At 63.5% G+C, this 21,973-nt stretch carries 16 protein-coding genes; 7 read left to right on the top strand and 9 right to left on the bottom strand.

Features of this window, described 5'->3' with window-relative positions; translation table 11 throughout:
• The first annotated feature begins 277 nt into the window (after positions 1–277).
• The 4 genes from F623_RS0106060 (at position 278) to F623_RS0106045 (ending at position 6,640) form a co-directional block, all read left to right on the top strand.
• A complete protein-coding gene (locus F623_RS0106060) occupies positions 278–2,986 on the top strand; it encodes an ATP-dependent RecD-like DNA helicase (protein ID WP_018868245.1) in 2,709 nt (902 codons plus the stop codon).
• Positions 2,987–3,286: 300 nt separating this feature from the next.
• On the top strand, positions 3,287–3,529 hold the full coding sequence (locus F623_RS0106055; RefSeq protein ID WP_018139194.1) for a type II toxin-antitoxin system Phd/YefM family antitoxin: 243 nt from the start codon (positions 3,287–3,289) through the stop codon (positions 3,527–3,529).
• Positions 3,526–3,789, top strand: coding sequence for a Txe/YoeB family addiction module toxin (locus F623_RS0106050; RefSeq protein ID WP_018139193.1), 264 nt, complete (start codon positions 3,526–3,528; stop codon positions 3,787–3,789). Before F623_RS0106055 ends, F623_RS0106050 begins: the two co-directional genes overlap by 4 nt.
• A 559-nt stretch (positions 3,790–4,348) precedes the next feature.
• Entirely contained in the window at positions 4,349–6,640 is a 2,292-nt protein-coding gene (locus tag F623_RS0106045; RefSeq protein WP_018868246.1) for an EAL domain-containing protein, read from the top strand.
• Positions 6,641–7,163: 523 nt separating this feature from the next.
• Here the strand turns inward: F623_RS0106045 and F623_RS0106040 are convergent.
• Positions 7,164–7,766 (bottom strand): bifunctional 2-polyprenyl-6-hydroxyphenol methylase/3-demethylubiquinol 3-O-methyltransferase UbiG, encoded by a 603-nt coding sequence (locus F623_RS0106040; protein ID WP_018868247.1) that lies wholly within the window; start codon positions 7,764–7,766, stop codon positions 7,164–7,166.
• A 113-nt stretch (positions 7,767–7,879) separates the two neighbouring features.
• Here F623_RS0106040 and F623_RS0106035 point away from each other — a divergent pair, with 113 nt between their 5' ends.
• Positions 7,880–11,014 carry an error-prone DNA polymerase gene (locus F623_RS0106035; RefSeq protein ID WP_018868248.1) on the top strand — a complete coding sequence of 1,045 codons (3,135 nt, stop codon included), beginning with the start codon at positions 7,880–7,882 and terminating at the stop codon, positions 11,012–11,014.
• Between the two features lie 21 nt (positions 11,015–11,035).
• Here F623_RS0106035 and F623_RS0106030 read toward each other — a convergent pair whose 3' ends face one another.
• On the bottom strand, positions 11,036–12,466 hold the full coding sequence (locus tag F623_RS0106030) for a mannose-1-phosphate guanylyltransferase/mannose-6-phosphate isomerase (protein WP_018868249.1): 1,431 nt from the start codon (positions 12,464–12,466) through the stop codon (positions 11,036–11,038).
• 5 nt (positions 12,467–12,471) lie between these two features.
• On the bottom strand, positions 12,472–13,818 hold the full coding sequence (locus tag F623_RS0106025) for a phosphomannomutase/phosphoglucomutase (RefSeq protein ID WP_018868250.1): 1,347 nt from the start codon (positions 13,816–13,818) through the stop codon (positions 12,472–12,474).
• Positions 13,819–14,001: 183 nt separating this feature from the next.
• Here F623_RS0106025 and F623_RS0106020 point away from each other — a divergent pair, with 183 nt between their 5' ends.
• A complete protein-coding gene (locus F623_RS0106020) occupies positions 14,002–14,763 on the top strand; it encodes a class I SAM-dependent methyltransferase (protein WP_018868251.1) in 762 nt (253 codons plus the stop codon).
• A gap of 84 nt (positions 14,764–14,847) precedes the next feature.
• Here the strand turns inward: F623_RS0106020 and F623_RS0106015 are convergent, their stop codons facing one another.
• The 4 genes from F623_RS0106015 to F623_RS0106000 form a co-directional block, all read right to left on the bottom strand.
• Complete coding sequence (locus F623_RS0106015) at positions 14,848–16,122, bottom strand: GGDEF domain-containing protein (RefSeq protein ID WP_018868252.1); 1,275 nt, start codon at positions 16,120–16,122, stop codon at positions 14,848–14,850.
• Between the two features lie 79 nt (positions 16,123–16,201).
• Positions 16,202–16,594 (bottom strand): CBS domain-containing protein, encoded by a 393-nt coding sequence (locus F623_RS0106010; RefSeq protein WP_018861280.1) that lies wholly within the window; start codon positions 16,592–16,594, stop codon positions 16,202–16,204.
• Positions 16,595–16,634: 40 nt separating this feature from the next.
• Positions 16,635–16,982 (bottom strand): hypothetical protein, encoded by a 348-nt coding sequence (locus F623_RS0106005; protein WP_018861279.1) that lies wholly within the window; start codon positions 16,980–16,982, stop codon positions 16,635–16,637.
• Entirely contained in the window at positions 16,979–18,499 is a 1,521-nt protein-coding gene (locus tag F623_RS0106000) for a DUF1538 domain-containing protein (RefSeq protein WP_018861278.1), read from the bottom strand. Before F623_RS0106000 ends, F623_RS0106005 begins: the two co-directional genes overlap by 4 nt.
• A 419-nt stretch (positions 18,500–18,918) precedes the next feature.
• On the opposite strand from F623_RS0106000, the gene F623_RS0105995 reads away from it, so the two are divergent.
• Entirely contained in the window at positions 18,919–19,569 is a 651-nt protein-coding gene (locus tag F623_RS0105995) for an OmpW family protein (RefSeq protein WP_018861277.1), read from the top strand.
• A gap of 6 nt (positions 19,570–19,575) precedes the next feature.
• Here the strand turns inward: F623_RS0105995 and F623_RS0105990 are convergent, their stop codons facing one another.
• Positions 19,576–19,995, bottom strand: coding sequence for an HIT domain-containing protein (locus F623_RS0105990; protein ID WP_018868253.1), 420 nt, complete (start codon positions 19,993–19,995; stop codon positions 19,576–19,578).
• Entirely contained in the window at positions 19,992–21,968 is a 1,977-nt protein-coding gene (locus tag F623_RS0105985) for a M1 family metallopeptidase (protein ID WP_018868254.1), read from the bottom strand. The genes F623_RS0105990 and F623_RS0105985 overlap by 4 nt, the downstream gene beginning before the upstream one ends.
• Positions 21,969–21,973: the final 5 nt, after the last annotated feature.

Below are 21,973 nucleotides of genomic sequence, written 5' to 3'. Positions count from 1 at the left end.
TCGACAGCCGCGCGAGATAACTCCGTGCCAAAACACCCACGGGCCACGCATCCACCTCATTCCCCGTCCTTTTCATGCACTCGACAGTCGGTCCAATATCGAATTGAACACGCGCGCACGTTCATCCGATATCCGCGCGCGCTATCCCATCACTGTTGGGCTTGAGCAGGTCGCGCAATACGTGGATGTTTATTGATCGATTGAAAAGGATATCAGCAAGATGGTACTTAGCGAAAATTGGACACGCATATCTTTATTATGTGGGGCTTGACAGATAATGACTACGACCACCGAACAGATCCGGCGCGCCAATGAGGTGATCTGTCAAAATATTGAATCACTTTCCGATCAGCGAGCATTACTCTCGCAGAACGTCCTCTCTCAGCTCCGGAACCTCGTAGAAGGCGTTATTGTTCTGTTGCATGAAGGCTCGGGAGATGCATCGTTTCGCTACGATTCTGTACGGCCGGGACTTTATTTCGTCAGAAGCAACGCAAGATTCAGCTTTCTGAGCAGGTTCCACAAGCTACTCCAGAAAAGTGTTTCTCACTACACGATGGATGGCGATGCTTCCGAGCGTTTGATGCTCAAGTACTACGAGTACCTCTACCGAATACGCAGTTTACTTCATGATTGCTGTGAAATTGAGGTGCTTGCAAACCTTGAGGAGTTTCCGGTTGATCTCGATCCATCACTGCGGGAATACCATGAGAAAATCGCAGGAAGAATTGAAGCTGTCCGCTTAACCCAACCAAACAACCGTGCGGACAGCAGGGAACGGTACTACATCCACAAAACGCGACCTTTTTTCGTAGGTGGACGAATTTACTACGAAGTGACTTTCTACCGCGCTATCAATAAGGTAAGTAAGTTTGATCGGATCATAGCTTTCACCGACATTGATATGACAGATAAGTATTCTGCCATGTTATCCCTCCGGCGGGACTCCATATCTGTGCTCGGTCAGACCATGCCAATCACGATTATTCGTGAGTGGGAGGTGTCAATTCGTCCGTGTGAGTTCGATAACTTCGCGCGTATTGTGGGAATTGAATTAAAAACAAATACCAGCTCTCCGGAGTACCGCCACCTGATGGGGTTGTTGACGCGGAATTCGACCAATCTGCTTGACCTGTTTGAAATGCCTGACAATCTGTATGCAACGATTAGAGCAGCAGGAATCGCTGGCATGACCAAGCCGAGGCTCTTTCCTGTGCTGGATGAAGTTCGTCATATTGTTAAGGAGGGTTCACCAGGTCAAAACGTTTTGCGCTATCTAGTGCTTCGAATGAACAATAACATTATCAAAGCGCAGTATAGTCGGGGCAGCTGTTATCGCCTCTCTGATATGCAGCTTGCTTTTGGGTGCATCCCCTTCGATACCATGCCATTTTGCACATCGCTGCCTGGGCATAATCCCCGTTACTGGGACCTTGTCGAGAGCCTTGACGTAATCGGCCGGGCCCACGAATTGCTAGCTCGGCGTGTGAAGAATAACGTTGAGCGCCATGGAGTTCTCTACACGCCCACAGGGGATCTCGAGGAGTTCGGGGACGTCAGCAGATTGATTGCCACTTACAATAATACGCTCTACTACAAGCATACGGAGCGACGGCTTGTGGTCGACAAAGGGCATGTCTTCATCTGTAAGTATGAAAACGACACGGTCTCCATCGTCGAAAAACTTCAGGGATTCGCAACGTGCGGGATCGCCGGCTATACTCCCGCTGTCGAGCAGTGGCTCAATGAAACACCTCGTAGCATAGATGACCCTACGAAAGTGGATGCGCTTAAACACCTATTTAGTCAGTCGCACGTTGCTCTGATCTATGGGGCGGCTGGCACTGGCAAGTCAACGATGGTAAATCACATCGCGAACTACTTTAACGACAAAACTAAGCTCTTTCTGGCGCATACCAATCCAGCAATTGACAACCTCCAGCGCAAGGTTACAGCGCAGAATTCTGAATTTCGGACGATCAGTAGCCAGGTTGGCAAAAAGACCTCCACCCAGGAATATGATCTCCTCATCATCGATGAATGTAGTACCGTCAGCAATGCTGGTCTAATTAAGGTTTTGGAGAAGACTCCCTGCAAGCTGCTCGTGCTAGTTGGTGACATCTACCAGATTGAGTCGATTCAATTCGGAAACTGGTTTGGAGTTATTCGCTCATTTATCCCGAACATATCAGTGTTTGAGCTTAAGATTCCTTTTAGGAGCACGAATGAATCACTCCTGAATTTCTGGAAGAAGGTCCGAGACATCGAAGACGACCTCACTGAGGTTGTCTCCCGCAATGGCTATTCGGCTGTGCTCGACAAGACACTATTCGAGGCCCAAGGCGACGATGAGATTATCCTTTGTCTCAATTACGATGGGCTCTACGGGATCAATAATGTCAACCGATTCCTGCAGAGCCGGAATTCTAATGCAGCGACTATCTGGCGGGAGTCTACGTATAAGATTGGTGATCCGGTTCTGTTTCACGATAGCGAGCGCTTTCGGCCTGTAATCTTTAACAATCTGAAGGGCTGGATTGTCGATATTGAAAATGATCGAGGCTGGATTAGATTTGATGTGAAGCTTGATCGTCCACTTAGCGAGTTCGATGTCGACAATCCTGAACTCGAATGGATCGGTGACTCGACTGTGCGCTTCTTCGTGTATGATCACGGCGGCACCAGTGATCAAGACGATGATTCACTGAATACTACCGTTCCGTTTCAGGTGGCTTATGCTGTATCCATACATAAGGCACAGGGCCTAGAGTATGACTCAGTTAAAATTGTCATTACCAATGCTAATGAAGATGACATTACACACAGCATTTTCTACACAGCCGTAACCCGGGCACGCGAGCGACTTAAAATATTCTGGACACCCGAGACACAACAAAGAGTGTTGCAGCGATTCAGTCGCAAGAATACCCAAAAAGATGTCCACCTTCTGTCCAGTCGGCGTGGCCTTGAACCGGTCAACACATGAGCCAAGGAAAAGCCGCAGCGAGAAAGAGGACACCCATCTTCTCCCTGGCGGCAAACGGTGATCCCGGCCGGAACGAAGCGTAGAGCCGGGATCTCTGGTGTACGCTTCTGCCTCGGCGCCCGAGATCCCGGATAACCGCTGCGCGGTTTCCGGGATGACCTTCCAGGACAATTCCTGGAACGATCCGAACGGTTGGCGCAGTTTCTGCGGTGTCTGGCGGTGACGGAATACCCATACGGTTTACGGGACGTACGCGAAGGCGTACTCTTGGTCGAAGCCCACACACTTGCGAGGTGCGCCATGACGGGAATTACGGCTACAGAGGCGCGCAGCAACCTCTACCGGCTGATCGACGAAACGGCGGAATCCCATGAGCCGATTGTGATCACCGGCAAGCGGAACAACGCAGTGCTGCTATCCGAGTCGGACTGGTCGGCCATTCAGGAGACCCTGTACCTTCTATCGGTGCCGGGTATGCGCGAGTCGATCCGCGAGGGGATGGATACTCCGGCGGATGAATGCCACGAGGAGCTGGATTGGTGACATGGAAGTTGGTCTACACCCGGCAGGCTCAAAAGGATGCGAAGAAGCTGGCTGCCAGCGGCCTGAAGCCGAAGGCACAGGAACTGCTGACGCTGATCGCGGAAGATCCGTATCGAAAGCCCCCACCTTTCGAGAAGCTGGTGGGTGATCTCTCCGGCGCGTACTCGCGGCGCATCAATATTCAACACCGGCTTGTGTACCAGGTGCTTGAAGACGAGGGAGTCGTCAAGGTGATTCGTTTATGGAGCCACTACGAGTAACCCGGCTACACGATCCCGGACAGCCCCTGCACGGTTTACGCGAGAAAGCGCGAGAAAGAGGACACCCATCTTGTTCACATGCCGCCACAGCCCTCTCCTCTCGTAGGAGCCCAGCCCTCTGGGCGATGGGGAGCTGGACACGCCCGATCGGCGAGAGGGCTCGCCTCCTACAGTGGGTTGGCCCCCAGCCTCGGGGGCGTGAGAATAGAGAAGCCCACCCTCCTCCGGCTCCATGCCGCCATTCCGGCCGCATTGGAGCTTCAGGATATCGATCCTCAGGATTGACAGCCCCGTTCGTGTAAGGCTCCAGACTCAAGCGCTTTGGGGCGGTATCGCCGTTTCGCTGGGGGCTGGACCCCAGCACAGATCGCTAAGGTATCGAGGCAGTGGCAAAAAACTCAGCCATCCTTGGAAGGGTTGTCTATAGTTCACGAAGCACTTTCCAAAAAGGACTTTGAACTTCATGGCCGATGCGTCTGGCAGCACCCCTCAGGCGAAGTCCTCTCCCGACACACCAGACCACACCACCAGCCGGGAATTTGTCAGGGGCCTGCCACGGATGGTGGCCGACCTGGCCGATCGCTGGTACATGATCCGGCAGCGTGGCTGCCGCCATGTGGACCTGGGGGACATCCGCGCGCTGACCCGGGTGATCGCCGGAGGCCTGGCCGGGACATCGCTGAAGGAGGCGCTGAACACGGCCCGGCGCATTGACGAGCGCGTGGCCCAGCACCTGCAAAGCCCGCTGCCCCCCACCTCAAACGAACAGGAGACCATCGGCTCCCTGATTCTGCGGCTGCAGGGGACGCTTCCAGGCGATCTCGATGCCTCGGAGGGGCTCCCGGCGGCTCCTGAAACCGAGAATGTGCGTACTCCGGTTCCCGACCGGCTGCGGGTCCAGTTGCTCGGGCCGGCCGGCGCGGCGCGCGACGAACTGGCACTGCAACTGGTGGCCTGCGGCTTCCGGGTGGACCCCTTCGCCAACCTGCAGGAGGCGGTACATGCGGAATCGACAGCAACGCCTCATGCACGCGTCGTCCTGTCAGCGCCACCGGGTCCGCCGACCCCTGATGACGAACACCGCCTGCCCAACATCCTAGTCCTACAGGAAGCCCAAAGTGGAGAACAGCCGACCACGTCGGGCGACTGGGACGCGGTCCTGACCATGCCCACGATTCCCTCCGAAATGGCCGCGACACTGGAGGGCCTGGTGGACTCCAGCCCGTGGGACCCGCTGCGGATCATGCTCGTCACCACGGGGCAGTCGGTCTCCCCTACCCGCGCCCTGCAGGAATCCTCCGCGCTCGACATCCAGCGTCTTTCGCCGGAATACGACGTGCCCGGCCACGCCCTGGAGAGCCTGCCCGAGGCCATCGTGATCGACGTGGACATCGCGGCCGACCGGGCTGCGGCCCTGTCCCGCTTCCTGGCCCAGGATCCATCGCTGTTCGACATCCCATGTGTTCTGCTGACGTCACCAGAAGGATCTGTAGCCGCGCCGGGTCCGGGACTTTCCCACATATCACCGGAAGCGGCGCCCGAACGCGTCTGCGCCGAGGCGCGCCTCTGCCGACGACGTCGCCGGGCTGGGCGTGGCACCGCCACCCTGCGCTCCGGTGATCTGGCGCCCCTGCTGGACCACTGGCGCACGGGGCTAGCGACGCAGCCCGGGATCGTCGCACTCGCCTGTATTGAATGGGACGAGGCCTCGAATCTGCTCCGGGAACAGGGGGTGACCGGTTTCTCGCTGCTTCAGCGGCGTCTGCTGGGGCGAATCTCGGCGGGCCTTGCTGCGGGCGAGCGCATCACCCGATTCAGCGAGAACGCGATCCTGGTGCTGCTGAACCGGGCCGACGCGGAAGCCCTGTCGGACTGGGGCGATGCCCTTTATGCGAAGGTCCCGGCGCCGCATGGTGCTCCGAGTCACGCACCATCCCCGGGCCTGAGCATCGGCATCACAGCACTGGCCGACATTCCTGCGGCGGATGCCGTGGACCAGTCTCTGGCGCTTTGCGCACAGGCCCGCCGGGAAGGCGGCAACCGCATCCAGCTGGATCCCGCGCTGGTCACGCCGGAGTGTGGCGTCGCCCAGCAACAGCACTGGCGCCAGGTCATCACCCGCGCAATCCACGAGCAGCGCCTCTTTCTGGTGTATCAACCCATCGCCAACATCGCCGGCTCCGACAAGACCGAACGCTACGAAGTCCTGCTCCGCATTCGGGATCCGGAAGGCCACACCCAGCTACCCGGCCCGTTCGTGAACATGGCCGGACACCTGGACCTCGACCGGGCGCTGGACCGCTGGGTACTGGCCAATGCCGTGGACATCCTGGGCGCGCGTCTGCGCACCCATCCGGACTCGGTGTTCTTCGTCAAACTGTCGCCCGGGTCGCTGCGCGACCAGGATCTGGCCGGCTGGCTCGGACGCATACTTGCACGCGCAGCCCTGCCATCCCGGGCACTGGTGCTGCAACTGGCGGAGGAGGATATCGTGGCGGATCCGGAACAGGCCGAGCGCATCACCGGGGCACTGCGTGACATCCAGGTCGGGGTGGCCGTGGAGCACTTCGGGCTTTCCAGTAGGCAACCGGCCCAGCTCCTGCGCAGCCTGCAGCCCGACTACGTGAAAGTCGCCCGTCCACTGACCCACGGGCTGCACGATGCCGCGGACAAACTTGTCCGACTGGAACCGCTGCTGAACATCGCCCGTGCCAGCGGTGCTCGCACCATGGCGGCCTATGTGGAGGACGTAGACGGGCTGGCCCTGCTGTGGCAGTCGCAGGTCGACCTGGTGCAGGGCAACTTCCTGCGCCAACCGGACGAAGAGCTGCGCTACGACATCGAGTTCTAGCGCACGGTGCGGTAGTGCCTTCAGTCGCAGGGGCGCCCGGGGTCTTCCTTCGGAATTAGCAGGCCGACGCGTTATCGGAAGAAGTCGCCCGTCTTGTTCACATACCGCCACAACCCCTTTCTCTTGTAGGAGCCCAGCCCCCTGGGCGATAGGGAGCTGGACACGCCCGATCGGCGAGAGGGCTCGCCTCCTACAGCGGGTGGGCCCAGCCTCGGGGACGGACCGGCGTGGGGCGATCTCCGTTGCTACGCGATACGGTCCGCCAGCCCCTTCTCTCGTAGGAGCCCAGCCCCCTGGGCGATGGGGAACTGGACACGCCCGATCGGCGAGAGGGCTCGCCTCCTACAGTGGGTAGGCCCAGCCTCGGGGGTGAACCGGCGTGGGGCGATCTCCGTTGCTGCAGGATACGGGCCGCCACAGCCTCTTTTCCTCGTAGGAGCCCAGCCCCCTGGGCGATGGGGAGCCGGACACACCCGATCGGCGAGAGGGCTCGCCTCCTACAGTGGTATGGCCCGGTGTTCTTTCAGGCGGGTCGGGCGATGGCCAGGACGGATGCGCGCGGGCCGTGGCGTCCGAGCGTGGTGAACTCGTCGATCGCGAACCCCGCTCCCGCCACCTGCTCCCGAAACGTTTCTTCGTAGGTCACGCGGCCGAAGTCAATGGTCGTAATACGCTTGAGCAGGGGTTTGAAGCGCTCCATCCAGCGGGAGGGGCGGGTCTGGAAGGTCTGGGTGAAAAACACTCTCCCCTCCGGCTTCAGCAGGCTGCGGCAGTGACGCAGAGCGCCCTCGGGGTCCGGCAGGAGCATGAAGCTGGCGGAGAAATAGATCGCGTCGTACGGGCCGCCCGTGTGGTCGTAGATGGATTCGAGACGGGCCTCGGCACGATCGGCCAGGGGCGACTCACGCAGGGCTTGCCGGGCGTGCTTGATGTAGTCGGCGTCGATATCGATCCCCGTGATGACGAGCCCCTTCTCGCGCGCCGTGTCGGCATTGGCGAGCAGCGCGCCAGCGGTGCCAATGCCCACATCCAGCAGGGCCGCTCCGTCCGACAACCGCCGCATTACCTCGGCATACCACTGCGAGGTAAGGCGGAGGATCAGCAGATTGTAGATGGCGCTGCGCATAGGGGAGTCGTCACTGGGGTCGGCCGGTAGCGGGCCTACCATACCGGAGCCGGCGCACCGGCTCGAAGCCAGGGTTTCTTGCCAGCCCCATATACTGTTTATATAAACAGTATATGGATGATGCCGCCCCCGAACCGCCGGAGTACGCCGAGCTGACGAGCGTCAGCAACTTCTCGTTCCTGCGCGGGGCCTCGCACCCGGAGGAGCTGGTGGAGCGGGCCGGGGCGCTGGGCTATCGCGCGCTGGCGCTGACCGATATCGCCTCGCTGGCCGGCGTGGTCCGCGCCCACGCGGCGGCGAAGGACTGCGGCCTGCACCTGATTCTCGGGGCGACCTTCCGGCTGGCGGACGGCCCCGCCCTGACCCTGCTGGTGCGCAATGCGGCGGGCTACGCCGGGCTGTGCCGGCTGATCACCCGTGCGCGCGGGGCGGCGGACAAGGGGCATTACCACCTGACGCAGTCGGACCTCGACGCCCTGCCCGCCGAGGCGCGGGCCGGCTGGCAGGTCCTGCTGCGTATCGAACCCGAGATTCCGGAGACGATGCTCGCCGACGTGGCCCGCTGGCTGGCCGGGTGGGCCGCGCCGGGCCAGGCCCATCTGGCGGTCAGCCAGCTGCGCACGCCGGAGGATGCCGCGCTCGCGACCCGCGCACGGCAGCTCGCCGACACGACGGGACTCCCGATCGTCGCCTGCGGCGATGTGCACATGCACGCTCGCGGCCGACGTGCCCTGCAGGACGTGCTGACCGCGCTGCGCCTGCGCACCACGGTTGCCGAGGCGGCCCCGGCGCGCTTCCCCAACGGCGAGCGCTGTCTGCGCCCGCGCGACGACCTGGCCGCTCTGTACCCTGCCCACTGGCTCGCGGCCAGCGTGCGGATCGCGCGGGACTGCGACTTCTCACTGGACGCGGTCACCTACCGCTACCCCACCGATCCCCTGCCCCGGGACATGAGCCCAGCCGCCTACCTGCGCGAGGAGACTCTGAAGGGGGCACGGGAGCGCTGGCCTGACGGCATCCCGACCAAGGTGACGGAGCAGATCGAGCGCGAGCTCGGGATCATCGCCCGGCTCGGCTACGAGCCCTACTTCCTGACGGTCTACGACATCGTGCGCTTTGCCCGCGGCCGCGGGATCCTGTGCCAGGGGCGTGGCTCGGCGGCGAATTCCGCCGTTTGTTATGCCCTCGGCATCACGGCGGTGGACCCCTCGCGCTCCAGCATGCTGTTCGAACGCTTCATCTCCGCCGAGCGTGGCGAGCCGCCGGATATCGATGTCGACTTCGAGCACGAGCGCCGCGAGGAGGTGATCCAGTACATCTATCGGCGCTACGGTCGCGAGCGCGCGGCGCTGGCCTGCACGGTGATCCGCTACCGCCGGCGCAGCGCCCTGCGCGACGTCGGCCGCGCCCTCGGTATCTCGCGCGCGCGGCTGGATGCGCTGACCGCCAACCTCGCCTGGTGGGACGACGGCATCCCCGCCGAGCGCCTGAGCGAGGTCGGGCTGGACCCGGATGGCGCCCTGGCCCGGCAGTGGCAGGCCCTGACCGCCGAGCTGCTGGGCTTCCCGCGCCACCTGTCGCAGCACACCGGCGGCTTCGTGATCGCCGAGGGCCGGCTGGACGAGCTGGTGCCGATCGAGAACGCGGCGATGCCGGAGCGTTCGGTGATCCAGTGGGACAAGGACGACCTCGATGCGGTGGGGCTGTTGAAGATCGACGTGCTGGCGCTGGGCATGCTCTCCTGCGTGCGCCGCGCGCTGGAGCTGATGGCACGCCACCGGGGCCGCGACTGGGGCCTGGCCGACATCCCTGCCGAGGACCCGGTGGTCTACCGCATGCTGCAGAAGGCCGACACCCTGGGCGTGTTCCAGATCGAGTCGCGCGCGCAGATGAGCATGCTGCCGCGCCTGAAGCCGGCGAACTTCTACGACTTGGTGATCGAGATCGCCATCGTGCGCCCCGGCCCGATCCAGGGCGAGATGGTGCACCCGTATCTGAAGCGCCGCGCCCACCCGGAGCGGGTGCGCTACCCGAATGAAGAAGTGAAGCGCGTGCTCGGTCGCACCCTGGGCGTGCCGATCTTCCAGGAACAGGTGATCGAGCTGGCGATGGTCGCGGCCGGCTTCTCCGCCGGCGAGGCGGACGGGCTGCGCCGCGCGATCGGGGCCTGGCGCCGTACTGGCCAGCTCGCGCGCTACCGCGAGCGCCTGATGGACGGGATGCGGCAACGCGGCTATCCGGAGAAATTCGCCGAACAGCTGTACAAGCAGATCCTCGGCTTTGGCGAATACGGCTTTCCCGAGTCGCATTCGGCCAGCTTCGCGCTGATCACCTATGTCTCGTCCTGGCTCAAGTGCCATGAGCCGGCGATCTTTGCCTGCGCCCTGCTGAACAGCCAGCCGATGGGCTTCTATGCCCCGGCGCAGATCGTCGCCGACGCCCGCCGCCACGGCGTGGAGGTGCGCCCGGTGGACGTGCGCCGCAGTGACTGGGTCTGCACGGTGGAACCGCTGGCCGGCAGCGACGCGCTGGCCCTGCGCCTGGGTCTGAACCGGGTCGGTGGGCTCGCGCAGGCCGTGGCCGAGCGTGTTGTCGCCGCGCGCGCCGAGCTCCCGTTCACGGACGTTCCGGATCTGGTGGCCCGCGCCGCCCTGACCCGCGCCCAGGCCAACCGTCTGGCCCGCGCCGACGCCCTGAAGGGGCTGGCCGGCAACCGCCATCAGGCACGCTGGGCGACCGAGGCGGTGGAGGAGCCCCTGCCCCTGTTCGCCGACGCCCCGGCCGACACGGTGCGCGAGGCCGACGTAACCCCGCTCCTGCCGCGCCCAAATGCGGTGGACGACCTGGTGCAGGATTACGCCACCACCGGGCTGAGCCTGGGCCCGCACCCGCTGGCCCTGATACGCCCGTTCCTGGAACAAAAATGTTTACCCACCGCCGCCCGGCTGCTGGAACGCCCCGGGCATCCCGGTGCCCGCTATGCCGGGCTCGTGATCACCCGCCAGCGTCCCGGATCGGCCAACGGCACGGTGTTCCTGACCCTGGAGGACGAGAGCGGCACGCTGAACCTGATCGTCTGGCCGGACCGGGTGGAGCGCTTTCGCGCCGAGGTCCTGCACGGGCGCCTGCTGGAGGCCCACGGGGAATGGCAGTACAGCGAGGGGGTTGGGCACCTGATCGTGCAGCGTCTGATCGACCGCAGCGCCTGGCTGGGCGAGCTGACCACCCGCTCCCGCGACTTTGGATAGGGATTGCGCCTCGGGCGACTCTCAGACGCGGCCGTAGAGGTCCTCCAGCCGCACGATGTCGTCCTCGCCCAGATAGCTGCCGGACTGGATTTCGATCAGCTCCAGCGGGATCGCGCCCGGGTTCTCCAGCGAATGGATCTGCCCGATCGGCACATAGGTGGACTGGTTCTCCGTCACCAGATAGGTCTCTTCGCCGTTGCGCACCCGCGCGGTGCCGCTGACGACCACCCAGTGTTCCGCGCGGTGGTGATGCATCTGCAGCGAGAGCTTCGCCCCGGGTTTTACGGTAATGCGCTTGACCTGATAGCGCCGCCCGACGTCGACGCACTCGTAGCAGCCCCAGGGGCGATAGACCGCCGGGTGGTCCACATGCTCGCTGCGGTTGTCCGACTTCAGCCTTTCGACGATGCGTTTGACGTCCTGCACGCGGTCACGATCCGCCACCAGCACTGCATCGCGGGTGGCGACCACCGCGAGGTTGCGCAGGCCGATCCCCGCGACCAGCAGGCCGTCGGCATCGACCACGCAGCCCTCGCTGTCCTCCAGCAGGCAATCACCGCGCAGGGTATTGCCCTGCGCGTCGGTGCCGCGCACCCCGGCCAGGGCGGACCAGGAGCCGATATCGCTCCAGCCGGCGGCCAAGGGCGTGACCGCCGCGCGGTCGGTGCGTTCCATCACGGCGTAGTCCACCGAGATGTTCGGTGCCCGAGCAAACGATTCCGGTTCCACGCGCAGAAAATCGAGGTCCTCGCGCGCGCCCTCCAGCGCGGTCTGACAGGCCGTGACGATCTCGGGCTCGAAGCGCTCCAGCTCCTGCAGATACTGCGAGGCGCGGAACACGAACATGCCGCTGTTCCAGAGATAGTCCCCCTGGCTCAGATACTCGCGCGCGGTGGCGGCATCGGGCTTTTCGACAAAACGCGCAACCCGCGCACCGGCCTCGCCCAGCGACTCACCCTGCTGGATATAGCCGTAGCCGGTCTCGGGCGTCACGGGCACGATCCCGAAGGTGACCAGATATCCGGCCTCCGCCAGTGCCACGGCGCGCCCCACAGCCGCCTTGAAGGCATCGCCATCGCCGATGTGGTGATCCGCGGCCAGGACCAGCAGCAAAGGATCGCGCCCTTCCGCCCGGGCCTGCAGCGCCGCCAGGGCAATCGCCGGGGCCGTGTTGCGGCCCTCTGGCTCCAGCAGGATGCGCGCCTGCTCGATGCCAATCGCGCGCAGCTGCTCGGCGGCCAGAAAGCGGTGCTCCACGTTGGCCAGCAACAGCGGTGAGGCGGTGTGCAGTCCCTCCAGACGAGTCACCGTTTGCTGTAGCAGGGTCTGCTCGCCGGTCAGGGGCAGGAACTGCTTGGGATAGTGGCTGCGCGATACAGGCCACAACCGTGTGCCTGTGCCACCCGCCAGAATTACGGGCTGCAATTCATCGTGAATGTTTGGTCGCGCCATCGTTGTTATCCCTGTATCAGGCGGGCAATCTCTTCCACGCGCCGCTCCAGCAGGGCCGGATCGGCGCGGGTCTCGACGTTCAGGCGCAACAGCGGTTCGGTGTTGGAGCTGCGCAAGTTGAAGCGCCAGTCCGGAAACTCGAGACTGACACCATCGGTGCGATCCTCTTCGCCGCCCTGGCCCTCAAAGGCCTCAAGGACGCGATTGGTTGCGGCTTCGACATCTGCGACCTCGAAGTTCAGCTCGCCGCTGCAGGGGTAGCGGGCCATGCGCTCTGCCACCATCTCGCCGAGCGACTGGCCACGGCGCCCCATCAACTCGGCGACCCGCAGCCACGGCAGCATCCCGCTATCGCAGTAGTAAAAGTCGCGGAAGTAGTGATGCGCGCTCATCTCGCCGCCGTAGATGGCGTCTTCGTGGCGCAGGCGCTCCTTCATGAAGGCATGCCCCGTCTTGGACTGGACGGGCTCGCCACCGGCGGCTCGTACCATCTCGATGGTATTCCAGGTCAGCCGCGGGTCGTGGACGATCCGCTCGCCAAGTTGCCCGCCTTCCAGACAGGCCTGAGCCAGCAGCCCCACAATGTAGTAGCCCTCGATAAAGTGCCCCGCGGCATCGAACAGGAAACAGCGATCGAAGTCGCCATCCCAGGCCACACCCAGATCCGCGCCATGCTTGCGCACGGCGTCGGCTGTGGCCGCACGGTTCTCCGGCAACAGCGGGTTGGGGATGCCATTGGGGAAATGCCCGTCCGGCTCGAAGTTCACGCGGACCAGTTCGAACGGCAGATGGGGTTCCAGTGCCTCCAGCACCGGGCCGGCACCGCCATTGCCCGGGTTCACGACCACGCGCAGCTTCGGCAGGGCTTCGCGGTCGACCGATGCCAACAGCCGGGCGATGTAGTCGGGCCGGTGGTCCAGCGGATGCACCTGGCCTTGCGGCATGGGGCGGAAGTCGCCGCGTTCCGCGCATGCACGGATCGCCTGCAGTCCGGAATCCCCGCTGATCGGTCGCGCTTCACCGCGTACGAGCTTGAGCCCGTTGTAATCCAGCGGATTGTGGCTGGCGGTGACCATCACCCCGCCGCCGGCCCCGTAGTGTGCAGTCGCAAAGTAGACCTCTTCGGTCCCGCACAGGCCGATGTCGGCGACATCGCTCCCGCCGGCGGTGAGTCCTTCGATCAGGGCCCGGGACAGTTCCGGGCTGGACAGGCGGATATCATGTCCGACCACTGTGCGGCCGGGGCGGACCTCTTCGGCGAAGGCGCGGCCAATGGCGTGCACCACCTCGGGGTTGAGTTGATCCGGCACGCGGCCACGTATGTCATACGCCTTGAAACAGTCGATCTTCATGCAGTTCCCTTCCGGCCCCCTCCGACTCCCGGCCCCGCCGGCAGCGCGCACTCCTTTATCCTCATGATACATAGCAGAAGCGCGGCATGATGCGACGGCGGTTACAACGAGACGAGTGGCGTTACTTGACGATCACGCCTCATGCCCCTGAACATGGTGGGTTTATCAAACGAGGAGAAGCCGATGAGTGAGCCGCAAGTGAAGACCGAGGAGAAGAAACAGCATTTCGACGATATTTACGTCGCCGAGACCCCGGTGCCGTTCAAGGAGCGCATTATCGACGCGCTCGATTACATCTCCGACGACTTCAACCGGCAAACCTTCGACCGTCTGATTCTCCCCTGGGCACAGCAACAGGCCGATGCGGGCAAGACCCTGAACTATGTCGACCTGTGCTGCTGCTTTGGCAACACCACCATGGCGACCGTGCACGGCATGGATGTCGAGGCAATCCGCACCAACTGGGCCGATGAGCAGGCCTGCAAGACGGTCGCCGCCCCACGTCGTCTGCCGATGAAGACGACCGGTATCGACATCTCCGGAAACGCCCTGGCCTACGGCAAAAGCGCGGGTCTGTTCGACCAGACGTTCGAAGCCGACCTGAACGAGGCCGACGCCGACACGCGCAACGCGATCGAACAGTCGATGGAAGAGGCGGACATCGTTATCTCCACCGCGTCGCTGGTGTATCTGGATCCTCCGGCCATCGAGAGCCTGGTGGACGCCTTCGCGCGCGGCAAGGGCGAAGGCTACATGCTGGTGAATTTTCTCAACCCCTTCGCACTAGAAAAAGCGGACGCCACCAAGCGTCTGTTGCTGAATCGTCTGGACTTTGTCGGCAGTACCGCGACTCGTCACCGTCGTCTGTCGCCGCTGGAGCAGGAAAACTACCCCGGCGAAGAATGGGCATTGCTGGAAATCTGGGTGCTGCGCCGCCGCGGGTAAGCTCTCGCCGACGCGTTTGCGCATGCATCAAAAAGGCCGGCGAATGCCGGCCTTTTTTGTGCCCCCCACTCAATGGGTCTGCCTTTACAGCGCCACCACGCGGTCGCGGCCGGCCTGCTTGGCCTGGTACATGGCCTCATCCGCCCGCCGCGCCAACAGCCTGGCGCTATCGCCCGAAGCCAGTTCGGCAACGCCGAAACTCGCGGTGACGCTGGGCACCCCCGGGACGTTCATCGCCGCAACGGCCTGGCGCAGCTTTTCGGCCAGGGCGTTCGCACCGACCAGCCGTGTCTCGGGCACCACGATCATGAACTCTTCGCCGCCCCAACGCCCCAGGGTGTCGGCCTCACGCAACTCGGCTGTCACGGTTTGTGCCAGCGATTTGAGCACCTCGTCACCGGCTTCGTGTCCATAGCGGTCATTCACCGCCTTGAAATGATCCAGATCGAACATGATCAGGCTCAGCGGACGTCCATAGCGCTGGCAGCGCTCGATCTCCGCCTCCAGGGTGTTCCCCAGGCTGAGGCGATTGGCGACCCCGGTAAGCCAGTCCGTATGTGCCACGCGGCGAATCTCGTCCTCCATGCGCACACGGTCGGTGATGTCCTTGCCCAGGGCCACGTAATGCGAAATCCGGCCCCGGTCGTCGAGCACCGGGGTGATCGTCTGCTCCAGATGGACCAGTGACCCATCGCGGCGCCGGTTCACGAACTCTCCCCGGAAGGTCTCGCCACGCTCCAGGGCCTGCCACATCCCGCGGTAAAATGCGTCGTCCTGACGACCCGACTTGAACCGCCGGGGGTTCTCGTCGAGCACCTCGCTGCGTGCATAGCCCATCAGTTCCTCAAAGGCGGCATTCACGTAGGTAATCGTGCCCCTCGGGTCGGTGATCATGACCGGGTCACCGGAAACCTCCACCGCTGTCGACAACAGCCTCAGCCGTTCATCACGGGCACGTTCCTCGGTCACGTCCTGCTGGATCGAGACGAAATGGGTAATGCGCTCGGGCGCATCCTCCGCATACACGGGGGAAACCTGCCAGCGCACCATGTAGGTACCGCCATCCTTGCGGTAGTTGATGGTCTCGCCGTCGAAATCCCCGCCAGACTCGAGGGCGGCGCGCAGCCGGTCGAGGACCACCCTGGACGTCCGTGGGCCCTGTAGCAGAGCGGGCGTCTTCCCCAGCACGTCGCTCCTGGCATACCCGGTCATCTGCTCGAAAGCGGCATTTACGTAGACGATGCAAGGGCCTTCGTCGAGATCCGCATCCGTGATCAAGACAGCATGCCGCGCCTGCTCAATAGCGGCATCCAGAAGGCGGAGCTTTTCAAACCCCTCGATATGGGAAACGGTGGCCACGGGATTCCTTGTGAGTGAATCGGCCTTGAGGCGCGCGTCGCCAGGCCCAATCGGTCCGAGTATCAAACGGCATCGAGGTTCATTCTATATCGGCCATTTCGAGGATCGATCCGACGATGTCGCTGGTGGTCACGATACCCTCCAGGGTATTGCCACGTAGCACCACCAGGCGACGGATGCCCTGGTTGACCATTAGCCTGGCCACATATTTCACATCCATCTCGGCCGGCACGGTAATCACCGGTTTGGCGCAGACATCATAGACATTGGAGAGATCGATATCGCCCTCTTCCGCCACGATGGTCTTCAGGATCGTCGTATAGGTGATGATCCCGTAGGCGTCGTGCTCGTGCTGCTTGTCCACGACCAGGGACTTCACATTGTGCTTCCGCATCAGCTGCATCGCCTCGCGCAAGGGCGCAAGCGGCGAAACAGTGATCACGTCGGATTTCAGGATGTCGCTTACCAGCATGCTCGAGCCCTCCTCAGGCCTTAGGGAAACAGAAGCTTCCCTAAATTTCTTCTTTAACGTGTTCCTGGAACTGCTCGATCTGCTTGCGGCCGATCCCCGCCAGATGGGCAATATCGACCGTAAACGCGACCCCTCGCGGATCGCCCTCCAGTTCCAGCTCATTGCTGACGGCCTTGAGCACATTCAGTGCGACCTTCTTCTCCAGCACCCACATCAACACGGACTGGCTTCCCTCGTACGTCATACCCAGAAACGTCTTGCGCGCTTCCGCACCAATGCCGCGGGCATCCATGATGGTGACGCCGCCGGCACCCGCGGCCTTGGCCGTCTCGATGGCCTGCGGTTCCAAGTCATCCGGGAGCACCGCGATCAATGCCGAAAATCTCATGGCGAATCCTCCTGTTGCGCGCGGCCCCTGCCGGTCCAGCGCTCGTAAATATCCACCACGATGGCGTAGACCATCACGGTGACGATGGGGAAGATCGACGCGAAGGCGATCAGGCCGAAGCCGTCGATCAGGACATTGCGGTCTTCCAGGTGGGTCGCCAGTCCGATGCCAAGGGCCGTCACCAGGGGTACGGTCACCTCGGAGGTCGTTACCCCACCCAGATCAAAGGCCAGTGCCACGATCTGCTTCGGCGCGAGGATCGTCAGCACGATGACCAGCAGGTAACCGCCCATGATGTAGTGATGGATGGAATCCCCCGCCAGGATGCGATGGACCCCAACGGTGATTCCGATCGCCACGCCCAGCGCCACCAGGATTCGGATTACGTTGCCGCGTAATGAACCGCGCGCCGCTTCCTCCGCCTTCTGGCCAATCGCGATCAATGCCGGCTCCGCCATCGTGGTCGCGAAGCCGATGGAGAACGCGAACAGATAGACCCACAGAAACAGCTCGTTGGTGATCAACTGTTCGGCCATGCTCTCGCCGATCGGGAACAGGCCCAGCTTGAGCCCGACCACAAAGGCGTACAGGCCCAGCACCACCAGCACGAAGCCGAAGATCACCCGCGGCAGATACGGGATGCGCTTGCGCAGCACGAAGTACTGAAACACCACGATCACCGCGATAATCGGTGCCACATCGCGCAGCATCAGCAGCAGATCCATCCCCATCGCGGAGAGCCAGTGTTCCTCGTCCGCACCCGGCAGATCCGTGTCCGCGTCCATCGTCGCGGTCTCGCCGTTGCCCGGGGCATCGATATCCGCACCGGCGAATACGATGATCCCGTACAGCTGCACCGTGATCATCGGCACCATCACCGCCAGCGCCACCAGGCCAAAACCGTCGCGCAGCGGATTGCGCCCGCTGATCGAGGCCGCCAGGCCCAGACCCAGCGCCGCGACCAACGGGACGGTCACGATATTGGTGGTCACCCCGCCCGAGTCGTAGGCCAGACCGACAATCTCCTCGGGGGCAAAGAAGGTGACCAGCACCACCAGCACATAGCCGCTCAGGATGTACCAGTGCAGTGGATGGCCCATCACCGTGCGCAGAATGCCCAGCGCGACCACGGCACCCACCGACAGCGCGACGATCAGACGCAGGACCAGTCCCTCGATCCGCCCCTCGCTGATCAGCTCCGCCTGCTCCGCCACCGCAATCAGGGCCGGCTCCGCGATCACGGTGGCAAAGCCGAGAGTGAAGCCAAAAGCCATCAACAACAGCAGCGAACCGCGCCGGGCCAGGGCATTCGACAGGTTCTTGCCGATGGGGAAGATCCCCATCTCCAGGCCCTGAAGGAACAGCGCCACGCCAAAGACCACGATGGCCAGCCCGATCACCATGGACAACAGGCCATCCGGCACCGTACGCAGCACCAGCGCCTGGAACACCGCGACCACAATGACGATGGGGGCCAGATTACGTGCCGCGTGCCCCAGGGTGTGGAGGAAGTTCATGCGCTCCTTGTCCAGTCCCGGCCCGAACCGGGGATCATCGTCCCTGAATCGCTCACCGGCATCGGGAACCGCGGCTTGATGTACGCATGCACGGTGGCTTGCCCCCCAAACGGCGTATCCATGGAATCCCTGCAAACACCCTATCGCGCCGTGCTCATCGGCGCCATGGGCAGTTTTGGCATGGCCTCCCGCCGGGTCCCGGATGCACAAGCGCGCTCATCCGATCGGCGGTGAACATGCCTACGGAGTGCTGAGGCCACTGGATCGGCAGGAGCCTTCTGCCCACAGAGGGTTCTACGGCTTCGGTGAGCAACGGCTGCCCTTCCGATAACGTCATCGCACATGATCTGCATCAACAAGCCCTAATGTTTAGCAGGTGATAGTACCTCCGAACATTCACGTCATCGGAGAACCCGAACATGCGCCGCACCCTGACCTTTCGTTCCCTTGCCCTGGCCACCCTGCTGGCCCCGGCGGCCCTGATCCCGGCCCATGCGACCGCGGCCAGTGCGGATGTCTCCGCCGGCGACTGGCTGCTGCGCGGCGGCTTGACCCACATTTCGCCCAAGTCCGACAACGGCGAACTGACCCCGGCTGATCTGAGCGTGGACGTCGGCTCCAACACCCGCCCGACCGGTACCGTCACCTACATGTTCACCGACAACCTCGGCCTGGAGCTGCTGGTCGGGATCCCGTTCAAGCACAACATCGCCCTGGAAGGTCTGGGCAACGTCGGCTACACCCGTCTGCTGCCGCCGACCCTGAGCCTGCAGTATCACTTCAACACCGGCTCGGCGTTCCGCCCGTACCTGGGGGCCGGCGTGAATTACACCCACTTCTTTGACACGACCACCCGCGGAGGCCTTTCGGATAGCCGCCTGCGACTCGATGATTCCTGGGGTGTTGCACTGCAGGCCGGGATCGACATCGCGCTGGACGACAACTGGTTCCTGAATACCGAGGTGCGCTGGATCGACATCGAAAGCACCGCGCGTCTGGACGGCAACCGCATCGGCACCGTCGAGATCGACCCGTGGACCTTCGGAATGAACGTCGGTTACCGCTTCTAAACCGACCTAACCGAGCTCTTCGACGAGGCCGAGGACCCGCTGCATGCGGTCCTCGGCCTCGTTCTTTTGCAGGCCCCGCTCGGCGGGGACACCCCAGACCGGCCCGGGCCAAGCTGGATCGCCCGGTTGCCGGGCGACATGGTGAAGGTGCAACTGCTCGACGATATTGCCCAGCTTGGCCACATTCAGCGTCTGCGGCTCGAATGCCGCCTGCATCGCCCGCGCCAGAACCCAAGACTCCCGAACCAGCATCGCCGCATCGTCGGGCCCAAGGTCATGCAACTCGCGCAGACCTGCTCGGCGCGGGACCAGGATGAACCACGGGATCGCCGCGTGATCCATCAGCAGCAATGTTGACAGCCGCCAGTCCGCGACGAACCAGGTATCCGCTTGCAGGCGCCTATCCAGCTCGAACGCCTCTGTCATTGCAGTTCCTTCCAGATCCCCGGCGTGGCCCAGTGCCCGGTGTCCCTCTCGTCCCCTTCCAGCAGTACATAGCTGTAATGCGCCCGGTGGCGCAGCTCGCCCGCCAGTGCGCGTCGTTCTTGCGCGTCCGGGGCCGCAATCACGATCACGTCCTCGCCGGGCACGGCCCAGGCGGCAGCGTCCGGGGACTCGGGCAGATCGCTGTCGATCGCCGCCGGCGACTCCGGCCACTCGCGGGCGCGCAGCCAGTCGCGGACCGAATCCGGCTCGCCTAGCACGATGCGAGTCCCTTCCACGTTCTGGCTCTGCTCGGGTGCGCGCCCCAGCCAGGGCGCGACCTCGACCGGCCGCGCCGAACCCAACGCGATCACCTGTGTGTCCGGGTCCAGTGCGGCGCGGCGCAGGATCGCCGGGGATTCTTCGTCTGCCAGATGGCGAAACAGCCGCCAGTCCGGGTCCGCAGCGACGCGCAGTGGCTCGGCATCCAGATCCACCTCGAACGCCTTTTCACGGTCGGCCAGCGCAATCCAGAACGTCTCCGACCCCTGTTCGGTCTCGATCACGAGGGGCACCCGCAGATCCCAGGGTTCGTCATCGCCGGACTGACGCAACGTGCCCGACAACGTCCACCCATTCGTCTCCTGCTCGACGGCGAGATCGGCCAGCTCGAGCGCCGGCGCACCGCGCCGATCGATCCACTGGCGGAAGAACGGCTCCAGCTCCTCGTCGGTGGCGGAATCGAAGGCCGCGATCAATGCATCCCAGTCCGCCTCGCGCCCCTTCCAGTCGTTGTAGAGCGTGCGGGTGCCTTCCAGAAAGGCGTCGCGCCCGACCCAGTCCTCAAGCATCCGCCAGATCATCGCGCCACGGTGATAGCCGGCGATGCGCCGCGCGCCCTGGTTGCCGCCCTGGTATTCGCCGTGAGCGCGATCCTCATCCGGCGGGAGCGCCGCGTAGTCGCGCAACCACTGCCCTCGCTCCTCGCGCCCCTCGCCCGCCTCGCGCTTGAACTGGTAGTCCGCCATGTAGGTGGTCAGCCCCTCCGACCAGTTGCCACCCGAACGATCGACATAGACGCCCGTGCCCCACCACATGTGCAGGACCTCGTGCCCCAGCGAGGTATGCGGGATAAAGGGAAGCGGGATCACCTGCTCGCCCAAGAGCGTAAAGCCGGAGAACGCCAGCCCTACCGGCTGCGGCGAGGCCGCCACGGTCAGACTGCTGTACGGATACGGCCCGATCTCGGACTCGAAGCGCTCGATGTACTCGACGGTCTTCTCGCGGTAGGTCTTGCCAAAGGCCTCGTGCAGCGCCCGTGGGAAAAGGGTGCGCACCTGCCAGCCGTCGCCCTCGATCGCGCCCGACTCCCAGAGGCCGGAGGCGAGCGCCAAATCACGCGCGGCCGGGTGTTCGTACCGGGCCCAGTAGCCATCCCCTTCATTGCCGTCTTCCACCAGCGAGCCGGACACGACAGCCTTCTGGCCACCTCCTGCCGTCAAGTGAATCCGTATGGGCACGGGCTCGTCCTCCAGTGCGGGATACCAGCCGGCCCCGGCTGGCAGAAACCCGGCCTCCTCGCCCAGGAACCCCGAGCCGGGACGCACCTGGTCAGGACGCGACAACCGCGCGCCATACTCGACGACCAGGAGGCCGGTGTCCCGATCGGACAGCGCGCTCCCCAACTCCAGCCAGCCCGACTCGGTCAACTCGTGATCGATAGAGTCACCATCCAGGGTCACGGCATCGACGCCCATGGCGGGATCAAGGCGCAGCCGGCTCGGCGGATCCCGATCCAGGGCCTCCAGATCCAGTGCCAGACGCCCGTCGAAGGCCGACTCGCCCGGGTGCAGATGAATGCTCAGACCAAGAGGGAAGTCGGCATCCGGCTGGGCGTAATCATCGCCCGCCGCCGAAGCGGCCGAGGCGCCCAGCGATGCCAGAAGGCCGACCGAGATCCACCACACCGTGCGCATATCAC

The organism is Thioalkalivibrio sp. ALD1 (genome assembly GCF_000381245.1).
In the GTDB taxonomy this organism is placed as follows: Bacteria; Pseudomonadota; Gammaproteobacteria; order Ectothiorhodospirales; family Ectothiorhodospiraceae; genus Thioalkalivibrio.
Note: the sequence above shows the minus strand (reverse complement) of the source record. Positions and strands in the feature narration are given on the sequence as shown.

Coding starts and splice junctions, on each gene's coding strand:
- F623_RS0106060 (WP_018868245.1), top strand. CDS start 278: ATGACTACGACCACCGAACAGATCCGGCGCGCCAATGAGGTGATCTGT.
- F623_RS0106055 (WP_018139194.1), top strand. CDS start 3,287: ATGACGGGAATTACGGCTACAGAGGCGCGCAGCAACCTCTACCGGCTG.
- F623_RS0106045 (WP_018868246.1), top strand. CDS start 4,349: ATGGTGGCCGACCTGGCCGATCGCTGGTACATGATCCGGCAGCGTGGC.
- F623_RS0106040 (WP_018868247.1), bottom strand. CDS start 7,766: ATGCGCAGCGCCATCTACAATCTGCTGATCCTCCGCCTTACCTCGCAG.
- F623_RS0106035 (WP_018868248.1), top strand. CDS start 7,880: ATGGATGATGCCGCCCCCGAACCGCCGGAGTACGCCGAGCTGACGAGC.
- F623_RS0106030 (WP_018868249.1), bottom strand. CDS start 12,466: ATGGCGCGACCAAACATTCACGATGAATTGCAGCCCGTAATTCTGGCG.
- F623_RS0106025 (WP_018868250.1), bottom strand. CDS start 13,818: ATGAAGATCGACTGTTTCAAGGCGTATGACATACGTGGCCGCGTGCCG.
- F623_RS0106020 (WP_018868251.1), top strand. CDS start 14,002: ATGAGTGAGCCGCAAGTGAAGACCGAGGAGAAGAAACAGCATTTCGAC.
- F623_RS0106010 (WP_018861280.1), bottom strand. CDS start 16,594: ATGCTGGTAAGCGACATCCTGAAATCCGACGTGATCACTGTTTCGCCG.
- F623_RS0106005 (WP_018861279.1), bottom strand. CDS start 16,982: ATGAGATTTTCGGCATTGATCGCGGTGCTCCCGGATGACTTGGAACCG.
- F623_RS0106000 (WP_018861278.1), bottom strand. CDS start 18,499: ATGAACTTCCTCCACACCCTGGGGCACGCGGCACGTAATCTGGCCCCC.
- F623_RS0105995 (WP_018861277.1), top strand. CDS start 18,919: ATGCGCCGCACCCTGACCTTTCGTTCCCTTGCCCTGGCCACCCTGCTG.
- F623_RS0105990 (WP_018868253.1), bottom strand. CDS start 19,995: ATGACAGAGGCGTTCGAGCTGGATAGGCGCCTGCAAGCGGATACCTGG.
- F623_RS0105985 (WP_018868254.1), bottom strand. CDS start 21,968: ATGCGCACGGTGTGGTGGATCTCGGTCGGCCTTCTGGCATCGCTGGGC.